This window comes from Neobacillus sp. Soil_C_43, from assembly GCF_057656715.1.
Window position 1 is genome coordinate 233513 of the sequence record NZ_JBDGJV010000001.1, and the last position, 17514, is coordinate 251026.

Here is a 17514-nt window from a genome sequence, read left to right on the forward strand (position 1 = left end):
ACAATCACCTCATTCTTTTTCGGCAAGCTCTGAGAGGTACGACCAGCGCTCAATTAATTGCTCAAGCTTTTCGTTTAATTCTGCTTCCTGCTTCATTAATTCCTGTGCTTTTGTAAAATCACTACCAATATTCGCCATTAGCTCAGCTACTTTTTCTAAGTGTGATTCGGTTTTTGCGATTACTTCATCTATTTCTCCCAATTCCTTTTTCTCCATATAGGTCATGTTCTTCTTTTTTTCTTTTTCTGGAGTTTTAACAGGCTGGGTTAGTCCAGTATTCGTTTTTTGGACTTCTAAAGTAGTTTCTTTTTCAAGGTAATCTGTATAATTCCCGTAGAAAGAATCAATAATCCCTTCACCTCGTAACACAAGAAGCTGTTCAACCACCTTATCCAGGAAGTAACGATCATGGGAGACTGTAATAACCACTCCTGGAAATTCATCAAGATAATCTTCTAAAACGGTTAATGTTTGTGTATCCAAATCATTTGTCGGTTCATCTAGCATAAGAACATTTGGTGCTGTCATTAAAAGCTTCAATAAATACAGTCGTCGTTTTTCTCCACCTGATAGCTTTCGAATAGGTGTTCCATGAGAATATGGCGGGAATAGAAAACGTTCCAGCATTTGAGCAGCAGAAATAGTCTTTCCATCCGATGTTTCAACAATTTCGGCCGTTTCCTTAATGTATTCAATCATCCGCTTATTTTCATCCATATCTTCGCTTTCTTGTGTATAGTAAGCGATTTTCACGGTTTGCCCCATGATGAATTCTCCATCATCAAGCGGAATTTTTTTTGCAAGTATATTTAATAGTGTTGATTTACCCGTACCATTTCGTCCAATAATCCCAATCCTGTCACCCGGTTTTACTAGTATATCAAAGTGACTCAAGATTGTTTTATCCGTATATCTCTTAGATGCGTTCTTTAGTTCAAAAACCTGTTTACCAAGCCTGCTTCCATGTAAAGAAATATCAAGCTTCTCGCCTGTCGATTTTCCACTTGAAAGCTTATCATCAAGATCTTCAAAACGTTGAATTCGAGCCTTTTGCTTGGTTGTTCTTGCTTTTGCACCACGTCTCATCCATTCAAGCTCACGTCTGAAAAGATTCTTTCTTTTTTCAAAAGTTGCCGCTTCATTCTCTTCACGTATGGCCTTCGCTTCTAAAAAGGCTGCATAGTTGCCCTTATAGCTATAAAGATTTCCACCATCCAATTCAAACATTCTATTAGCCACACGATCTAAAAAGTAACGATCATGTGTAACCAAGAGGATGGATCCGCTATATCTCCTTAAATAATCTTCCAGCCATTTGACAGAATCAAAATCGAGATGGTTTGTTGGTTCATCTAATATTAGTAAATCTGGCTCTTCAATTAATACTTGCGCTAAGGAAACCCGCTTTTTTTGTCCGCCAGAAAGCTCGCCAATTTTCTTTGTGAAATCTTCAATTCCTAATTTCATTAAGATTGACTTGGCATTCGTACTCGCATCCCATGCATTTAATGCATCCATTTGTTTATGTAATTGAAAAAGCTCTTCTTGTATAGACGTGTCGTTTGGAGCTGTGTCAAGTAACAACAAAGTTTTTTCATATTCACGCATGAGCTTTAATATTGGTGCTTCGCCATGAAAAACTTGCTCAAGTACTGTTTTACTAGCATCCAAGTCTGGCTGTTGATTTAAGAACGAAATAGAATAATCTTTCCCAGCGATAATTTTCCCCTCATCCGCCTGATCCAAACCAGCGATAATACTTAGTAAGGAGGATTTCCCGGTTCCATTTATTCCGATTAAACCAACCCGCTCTTTTTCACTGATTGTAAATGATATATTGTTAAAGAGTTGTTTCTCGCCATACGTTTTCGAAACATTCTCTACAGTGAGCATTTTCATACTTGTCCCTCCCATTCTTGGAAAAATTGTTCTAAAAATAGACCCATTATGTGGTGACGACTCTCAGCCATGCTTTTTGCTGCATCCGTATTTAATAAATTTTTTAATTTTAGCAGCTTCTCGTAAAAATGATGGATGCTAGTTGATTTCCCTTTTCGATATTCTTCTAGGCTCATTTTTTCCCTTACTTGAATTTTCGGGTCGTATATTTGCTGTTCTTTTTTACCGCCATATGCAAACGCTCTTGCAATTCCGATTGCTCCAATAGCATCTAACCGGTCAGCATCCTGGACTATTTTAGCTTCAACAGACTCAAGATCTGTTTTACTGCCGCCTTTATATGAAATAGAATGGATTATTTGGAGGATATGCGATTGTTCTTCACTAGAAAGTGTAATTGATTGAAGAAAAGAATCCAGTTTGGCTCTCCCTTTTTCGATACTTTCATTTAGTTTTTCATCCGGGATATCATGTAGCAGAGCGGCCATTTCAATAATAAATGGATCTCCTTGCTTTTCTTCCTTGCATATATGTAAAGCATTCTTTCGAACACGGTCAACATGATACCAATCATGCCCAGTCACATCTTCACCTAGTTCATTACGAACAAACGCCTCTGTCTTCTCAATGATTTGATTTTTCACTATGTGCACCTACTTTCACCCTAGCTATTTTACCATGAAAAACGGCAAAAAAATAACCCCGACATATCGGAGTTATTTTTTGTTTACTTGACGTCCGCTCTTCTTCTGACTTTGAGACCCTGAGTTTCCAATTTGAAACTCATTTCCAAGTTCAACATCGTTTTTATTATCCTGTTTTTCAATTTGCGCTCTTGTTTGATTTGCATTTTGCCTTCCTTGCTTACTCATAACGCATCTCCTTCTTTTTTTGTGTATTGAATGCGTTATTAGTATGCACTTCAGATGAAAAAGTTATTTTAATGCATTGTGCCAGCTAATTCCAAGCGTGTTTTCTCCTGCGTGTACGCCAATGACAGCACCTAATGGACAGCAAATTACTGTTAATGCTGGAAACTGTTGCTCTAAATCAATTTTCCAGCTATTTGCCTGGTCTTCATGTAAACCGTACAAAATATAAACTTCCTTAAAATGATACTTCTCATAGGAGGATTTTAAATAATCTAGTATTTTTTCCTTTGCCTTTTTCTCACTGCGAACTTTTTCCTTTACATTAAGCACCCCGTCTTCAATCGATATAATCGGCTTAACGTTTAGCAAGCTACCCAAGAAAAATTGTACCCCATTCATTCTACCGCCACGATGAAGTTGCTCTAGGCTCCCTACCAGGACATAGGTCTCATTTGTATCCCTAATTTTCCCCATGTGGTCAAGAACGGATTCTAGATTGCTACCACTATTAAGTAGTTCCATTCCTTTTTTTAGTATGGCCGTCATGGGATAGGTGAGTATTTTCGAATCAAAAGTAGTGACAGGAATATCTACAAGTTTTGCCGCTTGCTCACTAGAGGACACTGTGCCACTAAGTTTACCCGAAAGAAGGACGGTTACGATCTGGTCATATTCCTTTGCAAGCCGTTCATATAGTTCCTGAAACGCACCAACAGAAGGCTGTGATGTTTTAGGTGGAGTATTCAATTGCTTTAATCTTTCAAATAATTCTGCGGGAGATAAGTCAATTCCATCTGAGAATTCCTCCCCATCTAGCAAAATGGTTAATGGTACTGTATATAAATCTGGATGATTTTTTAATTCCTCGTCTAAAAATGCGGTACTATCCGTAACCCAAGCCGTTTTGACCAATGTGATCTCCCCTTATAATTAGTATGAGGTCATATTATCTAGGTAATAATATCGTACCTTTTAATTTGAATATTGTAAATATTTAAAACGCAAATAAAACCAGCTATAAAAAGCTGGCCTCGCTGTCGATAAAATTTATTTTATTCTATCAATTTAATGAATCACCGCGTTAATTTGTTATAATATTTTTCAACAAATATCTTGATTTACGATTAAGAAGCTTCGCTTTCCGCTTGCGTCTTCGCACATTCCGCTCGAATCAACATTTCAGTATTCAATAAAGACCTTCAACTCAACTAATCAAAAATTATTAATAGGCTCTTTTCGTACTTTGTTGCTCCCTGTACTTTTTTGTTCCTAATTAAAAAACACTTCGGACAGAGTATGCGAAAAATACAGAAACATTGTCAGAAGGCAACGCATCTTCGGACAGAGTATGCGAAAAATACAAAAACATTGTCAGAAGGCAACGCATCTCCGGACAGAGTATGCGAATAAAATAGAAACATTGTCAGAAGGCAACGCATCTTCGGACAGTTTAGGCAATAAAAAACGAAACACTGTCAGAAAGGCCAAGATCTCCTTATTGCAGCCTGCCAAAATATAAAAAAATTGCAACACACTTAGCAAGGCTGGAAAAAGTATGTTGCAATTCTTTAGGTTAAATTGCCCCTGTTAATTGTAGCGGAGGGCACTCGACTCCTGCGGGATAGAGATGTAACTGGAAGACCCTACAGGCGCCAAAGCGCCGAGGAGGCTCCAGTCTCCCCGAGGAAAGCGAGTGCCTGGAGCCGAAATCAACAGGCCAGTTTATAGTGATAAATTTAATAAAATGGTTTTTTGTTTTAGACAATTTTAAAAAATATCCGAGAAAAAAATACCCTTTCTCGACAATCAATCCAGCTTTAAAAGTACATCAAAAATTTATTTAGATATTTAGTAAGTCTGTTACTTTTTGTATGGTTGTTATCATGACATCTGCCATATCAACCAAGTCATCCATCTGGTCTTCACTTACCAATCGTTCGAAATCAACAGTAATAATTCCTGATGCCTTTTTATCCTGCTTTAGAGGATCCTGTTGAATGAACAATGTTATTTTCCTAGTCGTGCCCCAGATTCCCAAAAGAATAGTATTAAGTCTATCGTAATCCATAACATCTTCATTAACTTCAAAATTAAAAAAAAGTTTTACCAAACAGCCTGTAAGCTTTGAGGATTTGCCACTTGGAAGAAGCTCCGCTGCTAAATGAACAAGCTTAGATTCAAGTTCCATTTTGGCTGAAACTATTTTTCTTTCACTATCAGGTAATGAAAAGGAGATATTGAACTGACGGGACATTTTGGCCATATTGATTATGTCATTGCGGTCGGTAATGATTATCTCTCCACTAAGGTCCCTGTCATATAGTGCGCCTTCAACAATTACTTTCATATTATCAAAGGCTGTTGGATCAAACATCTATCATTCGACTCCTTTTTAGAAAGGCTCTGCTAAAATTGCCTGTTGATTTCCGCTCCAGGCACGAGCGGTTCGTGGGCGTTTCGGCGAGCCTCCTCGGCGCTTGCGCCTGCGGGGTCTCCCCTGAACCATACTCCCACAGGAGTCTTCGTGCCTTCCGCTCCAATCAACAGGGTGTAAAAATCAACTCTGTTCTCTAACACAGCCTTTAGAAAAGACCTACTGCATTTCCGTTTTCATCAACATCCATATTTAATGCAGCTGGTTTTTTAGGTAGTCCAGGCATGGTCATTACTTCTCCTGTCAACGCAACAATAAAGCCAGCCCCAATGGATGGTTTGAATTCTCTTACCGTAACGATGAAATCTGTCGGTCTACCCAGCTTTGCAGGGTCATCAGATAAGGAATATTGTGACTTTGCCATACAGATTGCCAAATTGGACCAACCGAATTTTTCAAAATCAATTAATTGCTTTTTCGCTTTTGGTGAGAAATCAACATCTTTTCCGCCGTACACCTTTTGCACAATGGTTCTTACTTTTTGTTCAAGTGAATCAGACAATTCATATAACGGTTGGAATTTGTTCTCTTCTTTTTCGATGACCGATAATAGCTTATTAGCAAGCTCTATACCACCTGCTCCACCTTTTTCCCACACTTCTGTTAAAGCAACGGCCACGTTTTCTCGTTCACACCATTCTAATAATGTTTGTACCTCTAAATCTGTATCGGTGATAAATTTATTAATGGCAACAACAACTGGTAACCCAAAGCTTTTTATGGTTTCGATATGCTTTTGCAGGTTAGCAAAACCAAGCGTTAAGGAAGCAACATTTTCCTTCGCTAACTCAGTTTTTGCTACACCTCCATGCATTTTAAGCGCGCGAATAGTCGCAACAATAACTACAGCTTCTGGTTTAATACCCGCACTTCTTGATTTTATATGTAGAAATTTCTCTGCACCTAGATCAGCTCCAAAGCCGCCTTCAGTAATGACGTAATCGGCTAATTTGGTTGCTGCAGTTGTAGCAATTACACTATTGCATCCGTGTGCAATATTAGCAAAGGGTCCGCCGTGGATAAGTGCAGGAGTATGTTCAATTGTTTGAACTAAATTGGGCTTAATAGCCTCTTTTAACAACAAGGTTAATGCACCTTCAACTCCCAGGTCCCCAACTGTAACAGGTTCTTTATTATAATTATAAGCAACGACCATACGAGATAATCGTAACTTTAAATCTTTTAAATCGGTTGCTAAGCATAATACTGCCATAATTTCAGAGGCTACCGTAATATCAAAGCCGTCTTCACGTGGGACACCTTGAAGTGGGCCTCCTAGGCCAATGATGACCTTTCGTAAGGCACGGTCATTTAAATCAACGGCCCGTTTCCAAACAATTCGGCGCTGGTCAATCTGCAATTCATTTCCCTGTTGGAGATGATTATCTATTAATGCTGCGAGGGCATTGTTTGCAGTCGTAATTGCATGTAAATCTCCAGTAAAATGCAGGTTAATATCCTCCATTGGAAGAACTTGAGAATATCCTCCACCCGTTGCTCCGCCTTTTATACCCATAGTCGGTCCTAAAGATGGTTCTCGCATCGCAATCATAGCTTTTTTTCCAATACGATTGAGGGCATCCCCTAATCCCACAGTGACTGTCGATTTTCCTTCACCGGCAGGAGTTGGATTAATTGAAGTGACAAGAATAATCTTCCCACTTTCTTTCGTTTTCAGTTTGGATAGAGCTTCATTGGAGATTTTTGCTTTATATTTTCCGTATAGTTCAAGATCATCTTCTACTAAACCAATTTTTTCAGCGATTTCAACAATCGGCTTCATCTTTGATTCTTGTGCAATTTCAATGTCTGACTTTACTTTCGTCATAACCAAATTAATCCCCCGCATTCAGCTATTAATATAAGACTACATTCTCATTGTATCAAATAAGCTGTTTCATTCCGATAAAAATTATGAACAAAATATTATCTTTTCTGAATTAATAATAATGTTTATAATGTAAATATCGAATTTTTTAAATATTCATTAACATGTATTACATACGGTTGTATTAATGGATTAACTTATAAAAGCAAACGTGGAACTACATTATAAAGGGGATGGTCACTTGCCTATTAACATTCCAAAGCTATTACCTGCTCGGGAAGTGCTGGAACAAGAAAATATTTTTATCATGGACAACGAACGTGCAACTACTCAGGATATCAGGCCATTAAATATTCTTATTTTAAATCTGATGCCTGAAAAAGAAAAAGCAGAGACACAGTTATTACGATTACTCGGAAATACACCGTTACAGATTAACGTGAATTTCTTAAAAACAAATTCATATGAATCTACACATACTAGCAAACAGCATTTAGAACAGTTTTATACTACTTTTTCACAAATTAAAAATCAAAAATTCGATGGAATGATTATAACAGGCGCCCCAGTGGAGCTTTTAGAATTTGACCAAGTAAAGTATTGGCCAGAGTTAACGGAAATCATGGAGTGGACGAACACCAATGTTACTTCTACCTTACATATTTGCTGGGGTGCACAGGCTGCTCTGTACTATCAATATGATATTGGCAAATTCGAACTAGAACGAAAATGCTCTGGCATTTATGCACATCGAATATTTGAACAAAATGATATTTTACTACGTGGATTCGACGATATTTTTTATGCTCCCCATTCTCGCTACACAGATGTATCAATCGAAGCAATTAAAAATAATCCACGATTAAAATTATTAGCTGCTTCAGAGGACGCTGGAGCATTATTAATTGCGTCACGTGATCGAAAGCATGTCATGATTACTGGTCATTTAGAATATGAATCTGATTCTTTAGCACAAGAATATTCAAGGGATTTAAATAAAGGCCTAGAAATCCATATTCCTGAAAACTATTTTCCTAACAATGACCCTACTCAGCCACCAATCAACCGCTGGAGGTCCCACGGTCACTTATTTTTTTCAAATTGGCTTAATTATTATGTTTATCAAGAAACTCCTTTTACATGGGAATAGGACCAATGAGCAAACAAGCACTGGACGATAATCCAGTGCTTGTTTTTTTCATTTAACTTTCATTTTCGTTTATTATTCATTCTTTTTAGAAACACTAGTGCGGAAAGGGGGAAATTCATATGGAAACAATCGTTGCCCTTCACCGCAATCATTTTGGAGAAATCATCAGCTTTGTGACATCAGAAGGACGGATTATTTCATACCGCAAAGCGTTGGTAGAGGCTGAAAATGGTTTAATTCAGGGCATACAAGCCATTGAGGATGGGGAAGGAAGCGTTTCCTTACTGCCTGATCAGGATCAGTCCTTTGACCATTATCCAAATCTATTCTAAAAGAGAGGCTGTCATCGAAACAGCCTCTCTTCAATTTATTCTATTGTTCATTTTGTTTTTGGATTTCTCTTAATGCATCCACTCTGTTTTGGTCTTCTTCAAAAAATTGAACGAGATCACCAATTCGATCAATAGAGTCCCAGCTTAAATGATGTTCGATACCTTCAACATCAACATATATATTTTCTTCTTTTACTCCAATAATTTTTAGGAATTGTTCAAGCAATTCATGTCTAAAAACAAGGCGCTTTCCTATTTTATTCCCCTTTGAAGTCAATCGAAGCCCTCGATACTTCTCATACACTAAATATTCATCTTTATCTAACTTTTGTACCATTTTTGTAACTGAGGAGGGATGGACAGACAGCGCTTCGGCAATATCTGATACCCGAGCGTATCCTTTTTCTTCAATTAATATATAAATTTGTTCGATATAATCTTCCATACTTGGTGTTGGCATCCCGTACCCTCCATTGATAAGAATCATTAAAAGTTTACTATAGAAAAAATTAAGTGACAAGGTTCTTTATCACTTAATTCAAACATTCCTGTATTATTTTGGAACTGGTTCATTAAATAAAAACCTTATTTTTCTATCCTTCTCATCAAGAAAAAGTCGAGCGTTAAAGGTTTTCTCTTTGTTCATAAACCCTTCTATCAATTCGGTTTTCCCTTCGGAGAGCAGAAGTTTGATATTTTTTTGGGTAATAGTTTTACCAAGAATCTTTTTTGAAATGGTAAAGTCACACTTGTTTTTTTGATAATTTGAACATCCGTAAAAGCTTCCCTTATCAACAATAGTACCATCACATTTTTTACAAGGGCCCAGTTTAGTATACGATTGTCTTTTATTTTTTTGTTTACCAGGAGTAAATTGATTTCGAACATCCTCCGAAAATGACCACTTTTGTGCCTGTTCTAAACTAGATGAAATTAAATGTATAACCATTTTTCTTGTTTGTTCCATGAATTGCTTCGGTACAGCCGACCCCTCGGATATTTCTTTTAGTTTTTGCTCCCACTTAGCAGTCATTTCTGGTGAGGCCAATATTTCAGGTCCTATCGCCTCAATTAATATTTTGGCCTTAGCTGTTGCATACACCAAGTTCTTTTTTACATCAATATATAAACGATCCTTTAACATAGTGATAATGCCAGCTCTAGTTGCCTCTGTTCCTAACCCCTCTGTCTTTGATAGAATTTTCTCTAGTTCCTTATCATCAATATGCCTGCCAGCCGTTTTCATTAACGTAATTAGTTGACCTTCCGTATACCGTTTCGGTGGCTGAGTTTGACTCTCTTTCACTTCAACCTTTTCAGTTATACCTTGTTCCCCTTTTTGGAGGGATGGTAGTGCGGGTTCATCCTCACGTTCTTTCGAATGTATTACCCTTTTCCATCCTTCTTCAATTTGTACTTTCCCTTTTGAAATAAAAGAGGCACGACCATCAACAAGTGTGGTCACTGTTGTATATTCTGCAATTGATTTATTATAATGAGCTGCAATTAAACTAGTAACTACTAAATCATAGATTTTTCGCTCGTCTGGACTAAGCTTTTCAACATTGGGTATTTGTTCTGTAGGAATTATTGCATAGTGATCCGTAACCTTCTTTTCATTGACATATCGTTTATTATTAGCAATAGATTGGTTAGGTAAAGGAAAATACGCAGCATAATCTTCCATTTGACTTAATTTATTAAGGATATCTGGGAAAGTATGGGCTTCTTCTTTAGTTACATACCGAGAGTCTGAGCGTGGATAGGAAACATTTCCTTTTTGATAGAGCTTTTGCATGATATCAAGTGTTTTTTTAGGTGAGAACTTAAAGCGTTTATTCGCTTCTGCTTGAAGTGCTGACAGATTATAAAGAAGAGGCGGTAGAAATTCCTTTCTTTCAGATTGTACCTCGCTGACCTCAGCAGGTTTATCTCTGCAAAAAGCAGCTACCTTTTCTGCTAACTCTTTCGTTTTCACATGGGTTTCCCCGTCATTTTGCCATTTTCCGCGATACTTTTTTCCATTGATCTTAAAATAAGCTAAAACTTCCCAAAATGGTTCAGACTTGAAATTCTCTATTTCTAGTTCTCTTTTTACAATTAATGCCAATGTCGGAGTTTGCACTCTCCCAACTGAAAAAACATCAGAAAATCCCTGCTTCTGAAGTAGTAAGCTATATAAACGTGACGCATTCATACCAACTACCCAATCAGCACAAGCCCTTGTATAGGCTTCAAAATATAAGTTTCGAGTATCTTGTTCCTCTAGTAGTTTTTTAAAGCCGTCTCTTATAGCATTTGCCGTTAACGAAGAAATCCAAAGTCTTTTCATCGGTTTTCTGCATTTTGTTAACCTAAGTATATTTCTAATGATCAATTCACCTTCACGGCCCGCATCTCCTGCATGAATAATTTCCGTTACCGCTGGATTTGCCACTAACTGTTTAATGACTTGGTATTGTCTTGCCTTATCTTTTGTTACTTCATATTCAAATTGGTCCGGTATAATCGGCAAATTATCTAAGGACCACTTTTTCCATCCCGACGAATATTTTTCTGGAGCAACTAATTGACAAATATGACCAATTGCCCAGGTAACATAAGCTCCTTGTTGAAAAATATCATTAGGGAAAATTTCAATAAATCCATTTTGCTTTCTATGCTTAAAAATTGACGCTAATGTTGCACCTTGATCCGGTTTTTCTGCAATAATTAATTTCATACTAATTGCTCCCTTTTTACAAAGCATCCCAAATTTATTATATCAAAATAAACTAAATAAAGGTTACCTGATTTAGGTAACCCTCAAAGAATATATAATTCTTACTTTAATTTTTTGACAGCGGATTCTTGTAAATACCAATTTTCCTCTGGAACAATATTTGAAACGGTTAAAATAAGTGACGGAATTCTTTCTACATCAAAGACAATAGCACCAATTTTCTTTGTAAACATAATAAAGGCATTACCATGTGGAAAGTTCGCTAAATCGTCACCAATATGAAGCAGCGACATCAAGATCACCTGTTTTTCTGCTGCATCAATGAATACTTGTGGTGAGAATCGTAAAATCCATTCCTCCCCCGCAATTGAAAATCGAAACATGGTATCCCCGCCTCTATAACAAATATTTTTAATCTAACATATGAGCGAGCAGGAATTTTATGTTACTCTATCGTTAAAATTCTAATTATGTAAAATTCCAATGAAAGTTGATAAAATAACCAAAAAAACGTTTGCATTTCTTGACTGTCCAATTTCCATATTGTATATTTAAATTATCATGTAACAACTATATGCGAATGTATTTTTGCTGTTTTTTACATGATAATATTTATCTTTGGCACCTGGGGTGTCTTTAAGGGCTTAGGAGGAAGAAGTACATGCAAAACGGTAAAGTTAAATGGTTTAACAATGAAAAAGGTTTCGGTTTTATCGAAGTTGAAGGCGGAGACGATGTATTCGTACACTTCAGCGCTATCACAGGTGAAGGCTTCAAATCATTAGAAGAAGGCCAAGAAGTTTCTTTCGAAATCGTTGAAGGAAACCGCGGACCACAAGCTGCTAACGTAGTAAAACTTTAATCTTTACTAACTATAACCAATCAAAGGCTGACGTTTATCGTCAGCCTTTTTAATTGCAATCAATTATTACCTCAGTTTCTTACCATATTCCTGGAGTTTTTCTCCTACCGTACATTGTGTGATACAGAAACGATGGGCTGCTCTTCTTCCACCCTCTATTTTTACATGCTGATGCAAAAAGCAGCCATCACAAAATTGAACCATAATGTTTTCTAGGTGATTTAACAATTCCTTTCTGCCAGTGTCTCTCACTAAGCAACCGCGCTCCTCGACTATAATATTAGTGTTTTCGCAAATATTTCTTTTCCTTCTAAGGCTTGGGTGGCTAAGCGATCAGCTTCCTTATTATCTTTTCTTGAAATGACTGTATATTTGGGGTTGAGATCAAGCGTTTTCATCTTTTCCTCAATTCGGTCAAGCCAGCGATTTAGTGTTTCCTCATAGCAGGGCCAATCACCGTCCAGCTGTTTTAATACTCCCTGAGAGTCACCCTTAAACTCGCATGACAAATGCTGAACGCCTAGGTCCTCTAATATATTTAGTGCATAATAAAAAGCGGCGTATTCAGCTTCATTGTTGTTCTCCAATTGCTCCAAGCGTTCATTCGCCCGAATGCGGTATTTCTTTTTTCCTTGTTTAAAAAAAATAACCGTACCTAGTCCTGCGAGATTAGATTCCTTCTGATATCCCCCATCAAAATAAACCGTAATATCATGTGGCTCTTCCTCTACTTCAGTCAACAGTTTCTTCATTTCTTTTAGAATCCAAGATGTCTCTTTTTCATCATAAAAATATAGTTCAGTAACTTTTCCTGTTGCTTCAAGTTCTTCACCTATTTGTATGGCTGTTTCACCAGATACCCACTCAGATGAAAATTGTACTTTTTCGTTACTTTTTAATTTATATTTCCATTCTAACCTATATTTCATTGTATTCAGCCTCTCATGAATGATTTCAATTACACATTTTGGTGTAAAACGTGCTTCTATTTAAATATATATGTTTATCATACCCACTTAAGCAGAAGAAAATATTTTCCTGCATTACTGTGTTAAAATATGATAAACTTTATTAATTAACTAATGGAGGAAACAGCATGATTGAAGTCTATATTGATGGGGCAAGTGCTGGTAACCCTGGTCCAAGTGGAGCTGGGATTTTTATTAAAGGGAACGGTTTGGCTGAAGAATATTCTTTACCACTTGGTACGATGTCAAACCATGAAGCTGAATTCCATGCTTTTATACACGCATTAAAAATATGCCTTGAAAAAGGATTGATGCACTCAGTTGTGTCGTTTCGTACGGATTCGGAATTAATTAATAGGGCTATGGAAAAAGAATTTGTAAAAAACAAACAATACTCGCCTTTACTTGAGGAAGCTTTAGAATTATCAAGAAAAATGGAATTGTTCTTTTTGAAATGGATTCCAAGCGCCGAAAATAAGGTAGCAGATAGACTAGCAAGGCAAGCTATACAAAAAAACTCAAGTGAAGGAGCATTTTAATTCAACATGAAAAGACCATTATTTGCAGATTTGAGTTTGCTTTTTGTTACATTAATCTGGGGAACCACTTTTGTTATTGTCCAAAATGCAATTGATTTTTTGGAGCCTTTTGCCTTTAACGGAATTCGTTTTTCTATTGCAGCTGTATTATTAATTTTTTGTCTTCTAGTTTTTCAAAGGAAACAATTGCAGCAATTAAATTTCAAACTTGTTGCCTCAGGAATCTTTATTGGTTTTTGGCTTTATTTGGGATATGTAACCCAAACGATTGGTCTTTTATATACAACGACATCGAAGGCTGGATTTATTACTGGCCTAAGTGTGGTCTTAGTCCCTCTGTTTTCAATGGTGTTACTTAAACAATATCCAAGCAAGAATGCAGTTATTGGCGTACTAACCGCTACCCTCGGCCTGTTTTTACTAACTATGACGGATGTAACATCCTTGAATATTGGTGATGGGTTCGTTTTTGTTTGCGCGATTAGTTTTGCCTTACACATTATTTTAACGGGTAAGTTCAGTAGTAAGTATCCCACTCTTTTATTAACTGTCATCCAGATTTCTACAGTTGCTTTATTATCAATTGGGTCATCTTTCATTTTTGAGAATGGGAAAGAATCCTTTCAATTAGACATACTTATGTCAAAAGATGTCCTCATCGCTTTAATAGTCACTAGTGTCTTTGCAACGGCTTTGGCGTTCTTTATTCAAACAAATTTTCAAAAATTCACTTCAGCCACTAGAGTGGCATTAATTTTTGCGATGGAACCTGTATTTGCTGCCATTGCTGGTTATGCCTGGGCAAATGAGCGATTGTCCTCCAGTGCCTTTTTTGGTTGTATCCTTATTTTTATGGGGATGATATTTGCTGAACTTCCAGCTAATAAGATTCCCCTCCTTAGAAAAAATAAAAGCCTAGAAGGTTGAAAATAGATAAGAACTGTACGAAAAAGAGGTCGACTAAGTCAACCTCTTTTTTCTTTATATTGCTAATAATTCTTTTTCTTTGATGAACTTTATAGCGTCTTTCCTAGTGTCTATTTGGTTCGAAATAAGCGTTTCCAATAACGAAACATAAAAACTGCCATCAAAGCATTTCTGTGCTTTTAATGTTAGTTCTATTGCTGTATTGATCATTTCATCGGTAGCATTCGTATAATGTTTCCCGAAGAAGATAAAACCAATGGCATCATCTTGGAATTGAAAGCCTTTTCCTTCCAAGTAATGCAAATACTCTTCCACTGTTCGCACTGACTTAACCAATCCTCTCGCCCAAATCTTTAAACATCCCTTTAAAATCTTACCTTAAAAATGGAGGATTTTCTATTCTTTTTTGTACAGAGATGACCAATGACCCCTACCAATACACCCATTATAGCTCCACCAATGACTTCTTCTGGTTGATGACCTAACATCTCTTTAAGTCTTTTTGGTGATTCCTGTTTAAACTCCACACTTTCGTCTTTTTGGATTTTTTCAATTAAATCATTCATTGAGTTTACTTTTAAAGTTAACTCCCCTGTCTGCCTGCGAACACCTTGCGCATCATACATAACAATTAATCCATAGACGAGTGAAAGAGCAAAGTCAAACGTTGGCAATCCTCTTTGTAAGGCAATATAAGTGGTAAGTGTTGATACGCCAGCCGAATGTGAACTAGGCATTCCACCTGTGCCAAAAAACAGCTCGGGTCGCCATTCTTTCTTTTTAACATAATGTATGGGGATCTTCATGCCTTGAGCTAACCCTATGCTAAAAAGGGCTAGATAAACTCCTTTATTCATGCAATCACCTCTACCATTATTGTTAGAAATCCAAATTTTTTTATTCCTTGTGGAAATACTAACTAAATGGGAGGTGAACGTTCATGAGTAAAAAACATAATGCTAATCGTGGGGTTAAAGGACCTGGTGTGAATCCCCAAGGATATGGACAAGATGCTGAGTTCGCTGAAGAGCCAAAAAGCAAGCTTGAAAATGCCGCAAAGAAAAAAAACACCAAATAATATACCATAAAAAAACTGGCTGCCTTTACGGAGACAGCCAGTTCCCTACTTAAATTAAGAAATTATCGCTTCATTTAGCGGCAGTAGGCGCTGCAATCCACGAAGCTCTACTTCCATTAATTTATTTACAGCTTTATCTTTTTCAATTCGAAGACCTGTTTCCTCCAAAACATATGACACAGGAACATCACATTTTATTTCTGCAAGTCTTCTGGATAGGTGCAGCATTTCTAAATCCTGTTCAATCTTAGTTTTATTAGACTTTGATAACCGATCCAAGTTGGAAATAATCCCCTCAATATGGTGAAATTCTTGTAATAGCTTAAGCGCTGTTTTTTCACCAATCCCCTTAACTCCGGGGTAATTATCACTTGGGTCCCCCATAAGCGCTTTTAAATCAACCATTTGTCTAGGTGTTATTCCTTTTTCCTCAAAAAAGGTTTGAGGAGTGTGCACAAGGTAATTCCCATAGCCTTTTTTCATCAGAATGACAGAGATACTCTCGTCAAGTAATTGAAGAATATCTTGGTCACCCGTTAAGATTGAAACATGAGCAAAATCCTTTGCTTGTTGAGCAATTGTCCCAATACAATCATCTGCTTCATAGCCCGCTAATCCGATATTTGGAATATCGAATGAAGCAACTACATCTTTCACTAAATCAAATTGTGGAATAAGCTCGATAGGAGCTTCTCCACGATTCCCTTTGTAATCAGGGAATAACTCCGTCCTAAACGTCTTGCTCCCCATATCCCAGCAAACGGCAAGGTGAGTTGGTTTGAATGAAGAAACAGCAGTAAATAAGTGTTTTACAAAGCCGTGAATTCCATTGGTTGGAATCCCTTTTGAATTAATCATAAATTGTCCTGTTACTGCAGTTGCATAAAAGGCTCGGAATAATAATGCCATCCCATCAACAAGCATTAATGAAGGCTTTTGATTATTCAATTTCTAAGTCCCCCTATATTTAAGCGGCAACATCTAACGATTCAATTTGCCTGCTTTTGAATGGTATTCTAATCACACGCTTTCCATTATACCATAGGTTTGACTTGTCATTTATTCGATTTTATTTCCAGCATAAGAAATCCAGTCACTAAAGCTCCCCACATAAAGCTTTACTTTCTCATATCCAGCTTCCTTTAAAGCAAGGAAATTAGGGGTAGCTGTTACTCCGGATCCGCAGTAAACAATAATTTGATTTTTAACATCGATATTTGAAAACCTTTGTCTTTGTTCCTCAACTGACTTATATTGATAAGAATGTAAGCCCTCCATCCAAGGCTTATTTAGTGCTCCGGGGATGTGTCCTGCTTTTTTATCGATTGGTTCTTCCAAACCAAGGTAGCGCTTTTCTTCTCTGGAATCGATCAAAATCCAGTCTTTTAACCGATTTTGGACAACTTCCTCGACTTCATTCGTTGTAGCTAAAATATCAGGATTTAGTTCAACATGAAATTTTACTGTTTCAAACACAGGAATGTCTGCTGTCACTGGGTAACAGGCTTCCAGCCATTGTTTATATCCTCCATTAAGGACAAAGACATTTTTATGACCTAGGTATTTTAGGAGCCACCAAAATCTGGCTGCATAAGCTCCTTCCCCATAATCATAAGCAATAACTGATTTGCATTCATTTATTCCTGCGTTTTCAAGTTTCCTGATCAATTCCTCCATATCTGGCAAGGGGTGCCTTCCACCATGTTCCATAACAGGCGCTGACAGATCGTTCTCCAGATCAAAGTAAACCGCACCTGGAATATGGCTTTCGAGATATTCCTTTTTTCCTTTATGCGGATCCGCTAAGGAAAATCGGCAATCGACAATTATGATATTACTATCATTCATGTTAGTAAACAGCCATTCCCTGTCTTTCACAAAATTCATCCAAGTTCTCCCCTTC

Annotated in this window: 21 protein-coding genes; 6 read left to right on the top strand and 15 right to left on the bottom strand. The window is 37.1% G+C overall.

Annotation, left to right across the window (positions count from 1 at the left end; all coding sequences use genetic code 11):
• Positions 1-9 precede the first annotated feature (9 nt).
• The 6 genes from AC3A54_RS01195 to AC3A54_RS01220 all read right to left on the bottom strand — a co-directional run bounded on the left by AC3A54_RS01195 (position 10) and on the right by AC3A54_RS01220 (position 7033).
• Positions 10-1899: an ABC-F family ATP-binding cassette domain-containing protein gene (locus AC3A54_RS01195; protein WP_487653091.1), complete on the bottom strand. Its 1890-nt coding sequence runs from the start codon at positions 1897-1899 to the stop codon at positions 10-12.
• On the bottom strand, positions 1896-2546 hold the full coding sequence (locus AC3A54_RS01200) for an HD domain-containing protein (RefSeq protein WP_487653475.1): 651 nt from the start codon (positions 2544-2546) through the stop codon (positions 1896-1898). The genes AC3A54_RS01195 and AC3A54_RS01200 overlap by 4 nt, the downstream gene beginning before the upstream one ends.
• A gap of 69 nt (positions 2547-2615) precedes the next feature.
• Entirely contained in the window at positions 2616-2771 is a 156-nt protein-coding gene (locus tag AC3A54_RS01205) for a hypothetical protein (protein ID WP_335545801.1), read from the bottom strand.
• 63 nt (positions 2772-2834) lie between these two features.
• Positions 2835-3683, bottom strand: a complete 849-nt coding sequence (locus tag AC3A54_RS01210) for a DegV family protein (protein ID WP_487653092.1) — start codon at positions 3681-3683, stop codon at positions 2835-2837.
• Between the two features lie 928 nt (positions 3684-4611).
• Positions 4612-5145, bottom strand: coding sequence for a hypothetical protein (locus AC3A54_RS01215; RefSeq protein ID WP_487653093.1), 534 nt, complete (start codon positions 5143-5145; stop codon positions 4612-4614).
• Between the two features lie 208 nt (positions 5146-5353).
• Positions 5354-7033 (bottom strand): formate--tetrahydrofolate ligase, encoded by a 1680-nt coding sequence (locus tag AC3A54_RS01220; RefSeq protein WP_487653094.1) that lies wholly within the window; start codon positions 7031-7033, stop codon positions 5354-5356.
• 241 nt (positions 7034-7274) lie between these two features.
• On the opposite strand from AC3A54_RS01220, the gene metA reads away from it, so the two are divergent.
• Together metA and AC3A54_RS01230 are read left to right on the top strand one after the other, a co-directional pair.
• Positions 7275-8183: a homoserine O-acetyltransferase MetA gene (gene metA / locus AC3A54_RS01225; protein WP_487653095.1), complete on the top strand. Its 909-nt coding sequence runs from the start codon at positions 7275-7277 to the stop codon at positions 8181-8183.
• 119 nt (positions 8184-8302) lie between these two features.
• Entirely contained in the window at positions 8303-8515 is a 213-nt protein-coding gene (locus AC3A54_RS01230; protein WP_335545987.1) for a DUF3892 domain-containing protein, read from the top strand.
• 40 nt (positions 8516-8555) lie between these two features.
• Here AC3A54_RS01230 and mntR read toward each other — a convergent pair whose 3' ends face one another.
• From mntR to AC3A54_RS01245, 3 genes are all read right to left on the bottom strand, one after another.
• A complete protein-coding gene (mntR, locus tag AC3A54_RS01235; RefSeq protein ID WP_335545985.1) occupies positions 8556-8975 on the bottom strand; it encodes a transcriptional regulator MntR in 420 nt (139 codons plus the stop codon).
• A 93-nt stretch (positions 8976-9068) separates the two neighbouring features.
• Positions 9069-11237: a DNA topoisomerase III gene (locus AC3A54_RS01240; protein ID WP_487653096.1), complete on the bottom strand. Its 2169-nt coding sequence runs from the start codon at positions 11235-11237 to the stop codon at positions 9069-9071.
• A 101-nt stretch (positions 11238-11338) separates the two neighbouring features.
• Entirely contained in the window at positions 11339-11620 is a 282-nt protein-coding gene (locus tag AC3A54_RS01245; RefSeq protein WP_308083445.1) for a hypothetical protein, read from the bottom strand.
• A gap of 278 nt (positions 11621-11898) precedes the next feature.
• On the opposite strand from AC3A54_RS01245, the gene cspD reads away from it, so the two are divergent.
• The gene (gene cspD, locus AC3A54_RS01250; RefSeq protein WP_026563856.1) at positions 11899-12099 is read left to right on the top strand and encodes a cold-shock protein CspD; all 201 of its coding nucleotides are present in this window, start codon (positions 11899-11901) and stop codon (positions 12097-12099) included.
• A 66-nt stretch (positions 12100-12165) separates the two neighbouring features.
• Here the strand turns inward: cspD and AC3A54_RS01255 are convergent, their stop codons facing one another.
• Positions 12166-12351, bottom strand: coding sequence for a zinc-finger domain-containing protein (locus AC3A54_RS01255; RefSeq protein ID WP_308083444.1), 186 nt, complete (start codon positions 12349-12351; stop codon positions 12166-12168).
• 20 nt (positions 12352-12371) lie between these two features.
• Positions 12372-13028 carry a reverse transcriptase-like protein gene (locus tag AC3A54_RS01260; RefSeq protein ID WP_308083443.1) on the bottom strand — a complete coding sequence of 219 codons (657 nt, stop codon included), beginning with the start codon at positions 13026-13028 and terminating at the stop codon, positions 12372-12374.
• Between the two features lie 167 nt (positions 13029-13195).
• On the opposite strand from AC3A54_RS01260, the gene AC3A54_RS01265 reads away from it, so the two are divergent.
• Both AC3A54_RS01265 and AC3A54_RS01270 read left to right on the top strand, forming a co-directional pair.
• The gene (locus AC3A54_RS01265) at positions 13196-13606 is read left to right on the top strand and encodes a reverse transcriptase-like protein (RefSeq protein WP_487653097.1); all 411 of its coding nucleotides are present in this window, start codon (positions 13196-13198) and stop codon (positions 13604-13606) included.
• Positions 13607-13612: 6 nt separating this feature from the next.
• On the top strand, positions 13613-14533 hold the full coding sequence (locus AC3A54_RS01270) for a DMT family transporter (protein ID WP_487653098.1): 921 nt from the start codon (positions 13613-13615) through the stop codon (positions 14531-14533).
• 54 nt (positions 14534-14587) lie between these two features.
• On the opposite strand, the gene AC3A54_RS01275 is transcribed toward AC3A54_RS01270, so the two are convergent.
• A complete protein-coding gene (locus AC3A54_RS01275) occupies positions 14588-14857 on the bottom strand; it encodes a DUF6123 family protein (RefSeq protein ID WP_309867824.1) in 270 nt (89 codons plus the stop codon).
• A gap of 41 nt (positions 14858-14898) precedes the next feature.
• Complete coding sequence (locus AC3A54_RS01280) at positions 14899-15390, bottom strand: divergent PAP2 family protein (protein ID WP_308083440.1); 492 nt, start codon at positions 15388-15390, stop codon at positions 14899-14901.
• 83 nt (positions 15391-15473) lie between these two features.
• On the opposite strand from AC3A54_RS01280, the gene sspL reads away from it, so the two are divergent.
• Positions 15474-15611: a small, acid-soluble spore protein L gene (gene sspL, locus AC3A54_RS01285; protein ID WP_487653099.1), complete on the top strand. Its 138-nt coding sequence runs from the start codon at positions 15474-15476 to the stop codon at positions 15609-15611.
• 54 nt (positions 15612-15665) lie between these two features.
• Here the strand turns inward: sspL and AC3A54_RS01290 are convergent, their stop codons facing one another.
• Entirely contained in the window at positions 15666-16535 is an 870-nt protein-coding gene (locus tag AC3A54_RS01290; RefSeq protein WP_487653476.1) for a 5'-3' exonuclease, read from the bottom strand.
• 135 nt (positions 16536-16670) lie between these two features.
• Positions 16671-17498, bottom strand: a complete 828-nt coding sequence (locus AC3A54_RS01295) for a sulfurtransferase (RefSeq protein WP_487653100.1) — start codon at positions 17496-17498, stop codon at positions 16671-16673.
• Between the last annotated feature and the right edge of the window lie 16 nt (positions 17499-17514).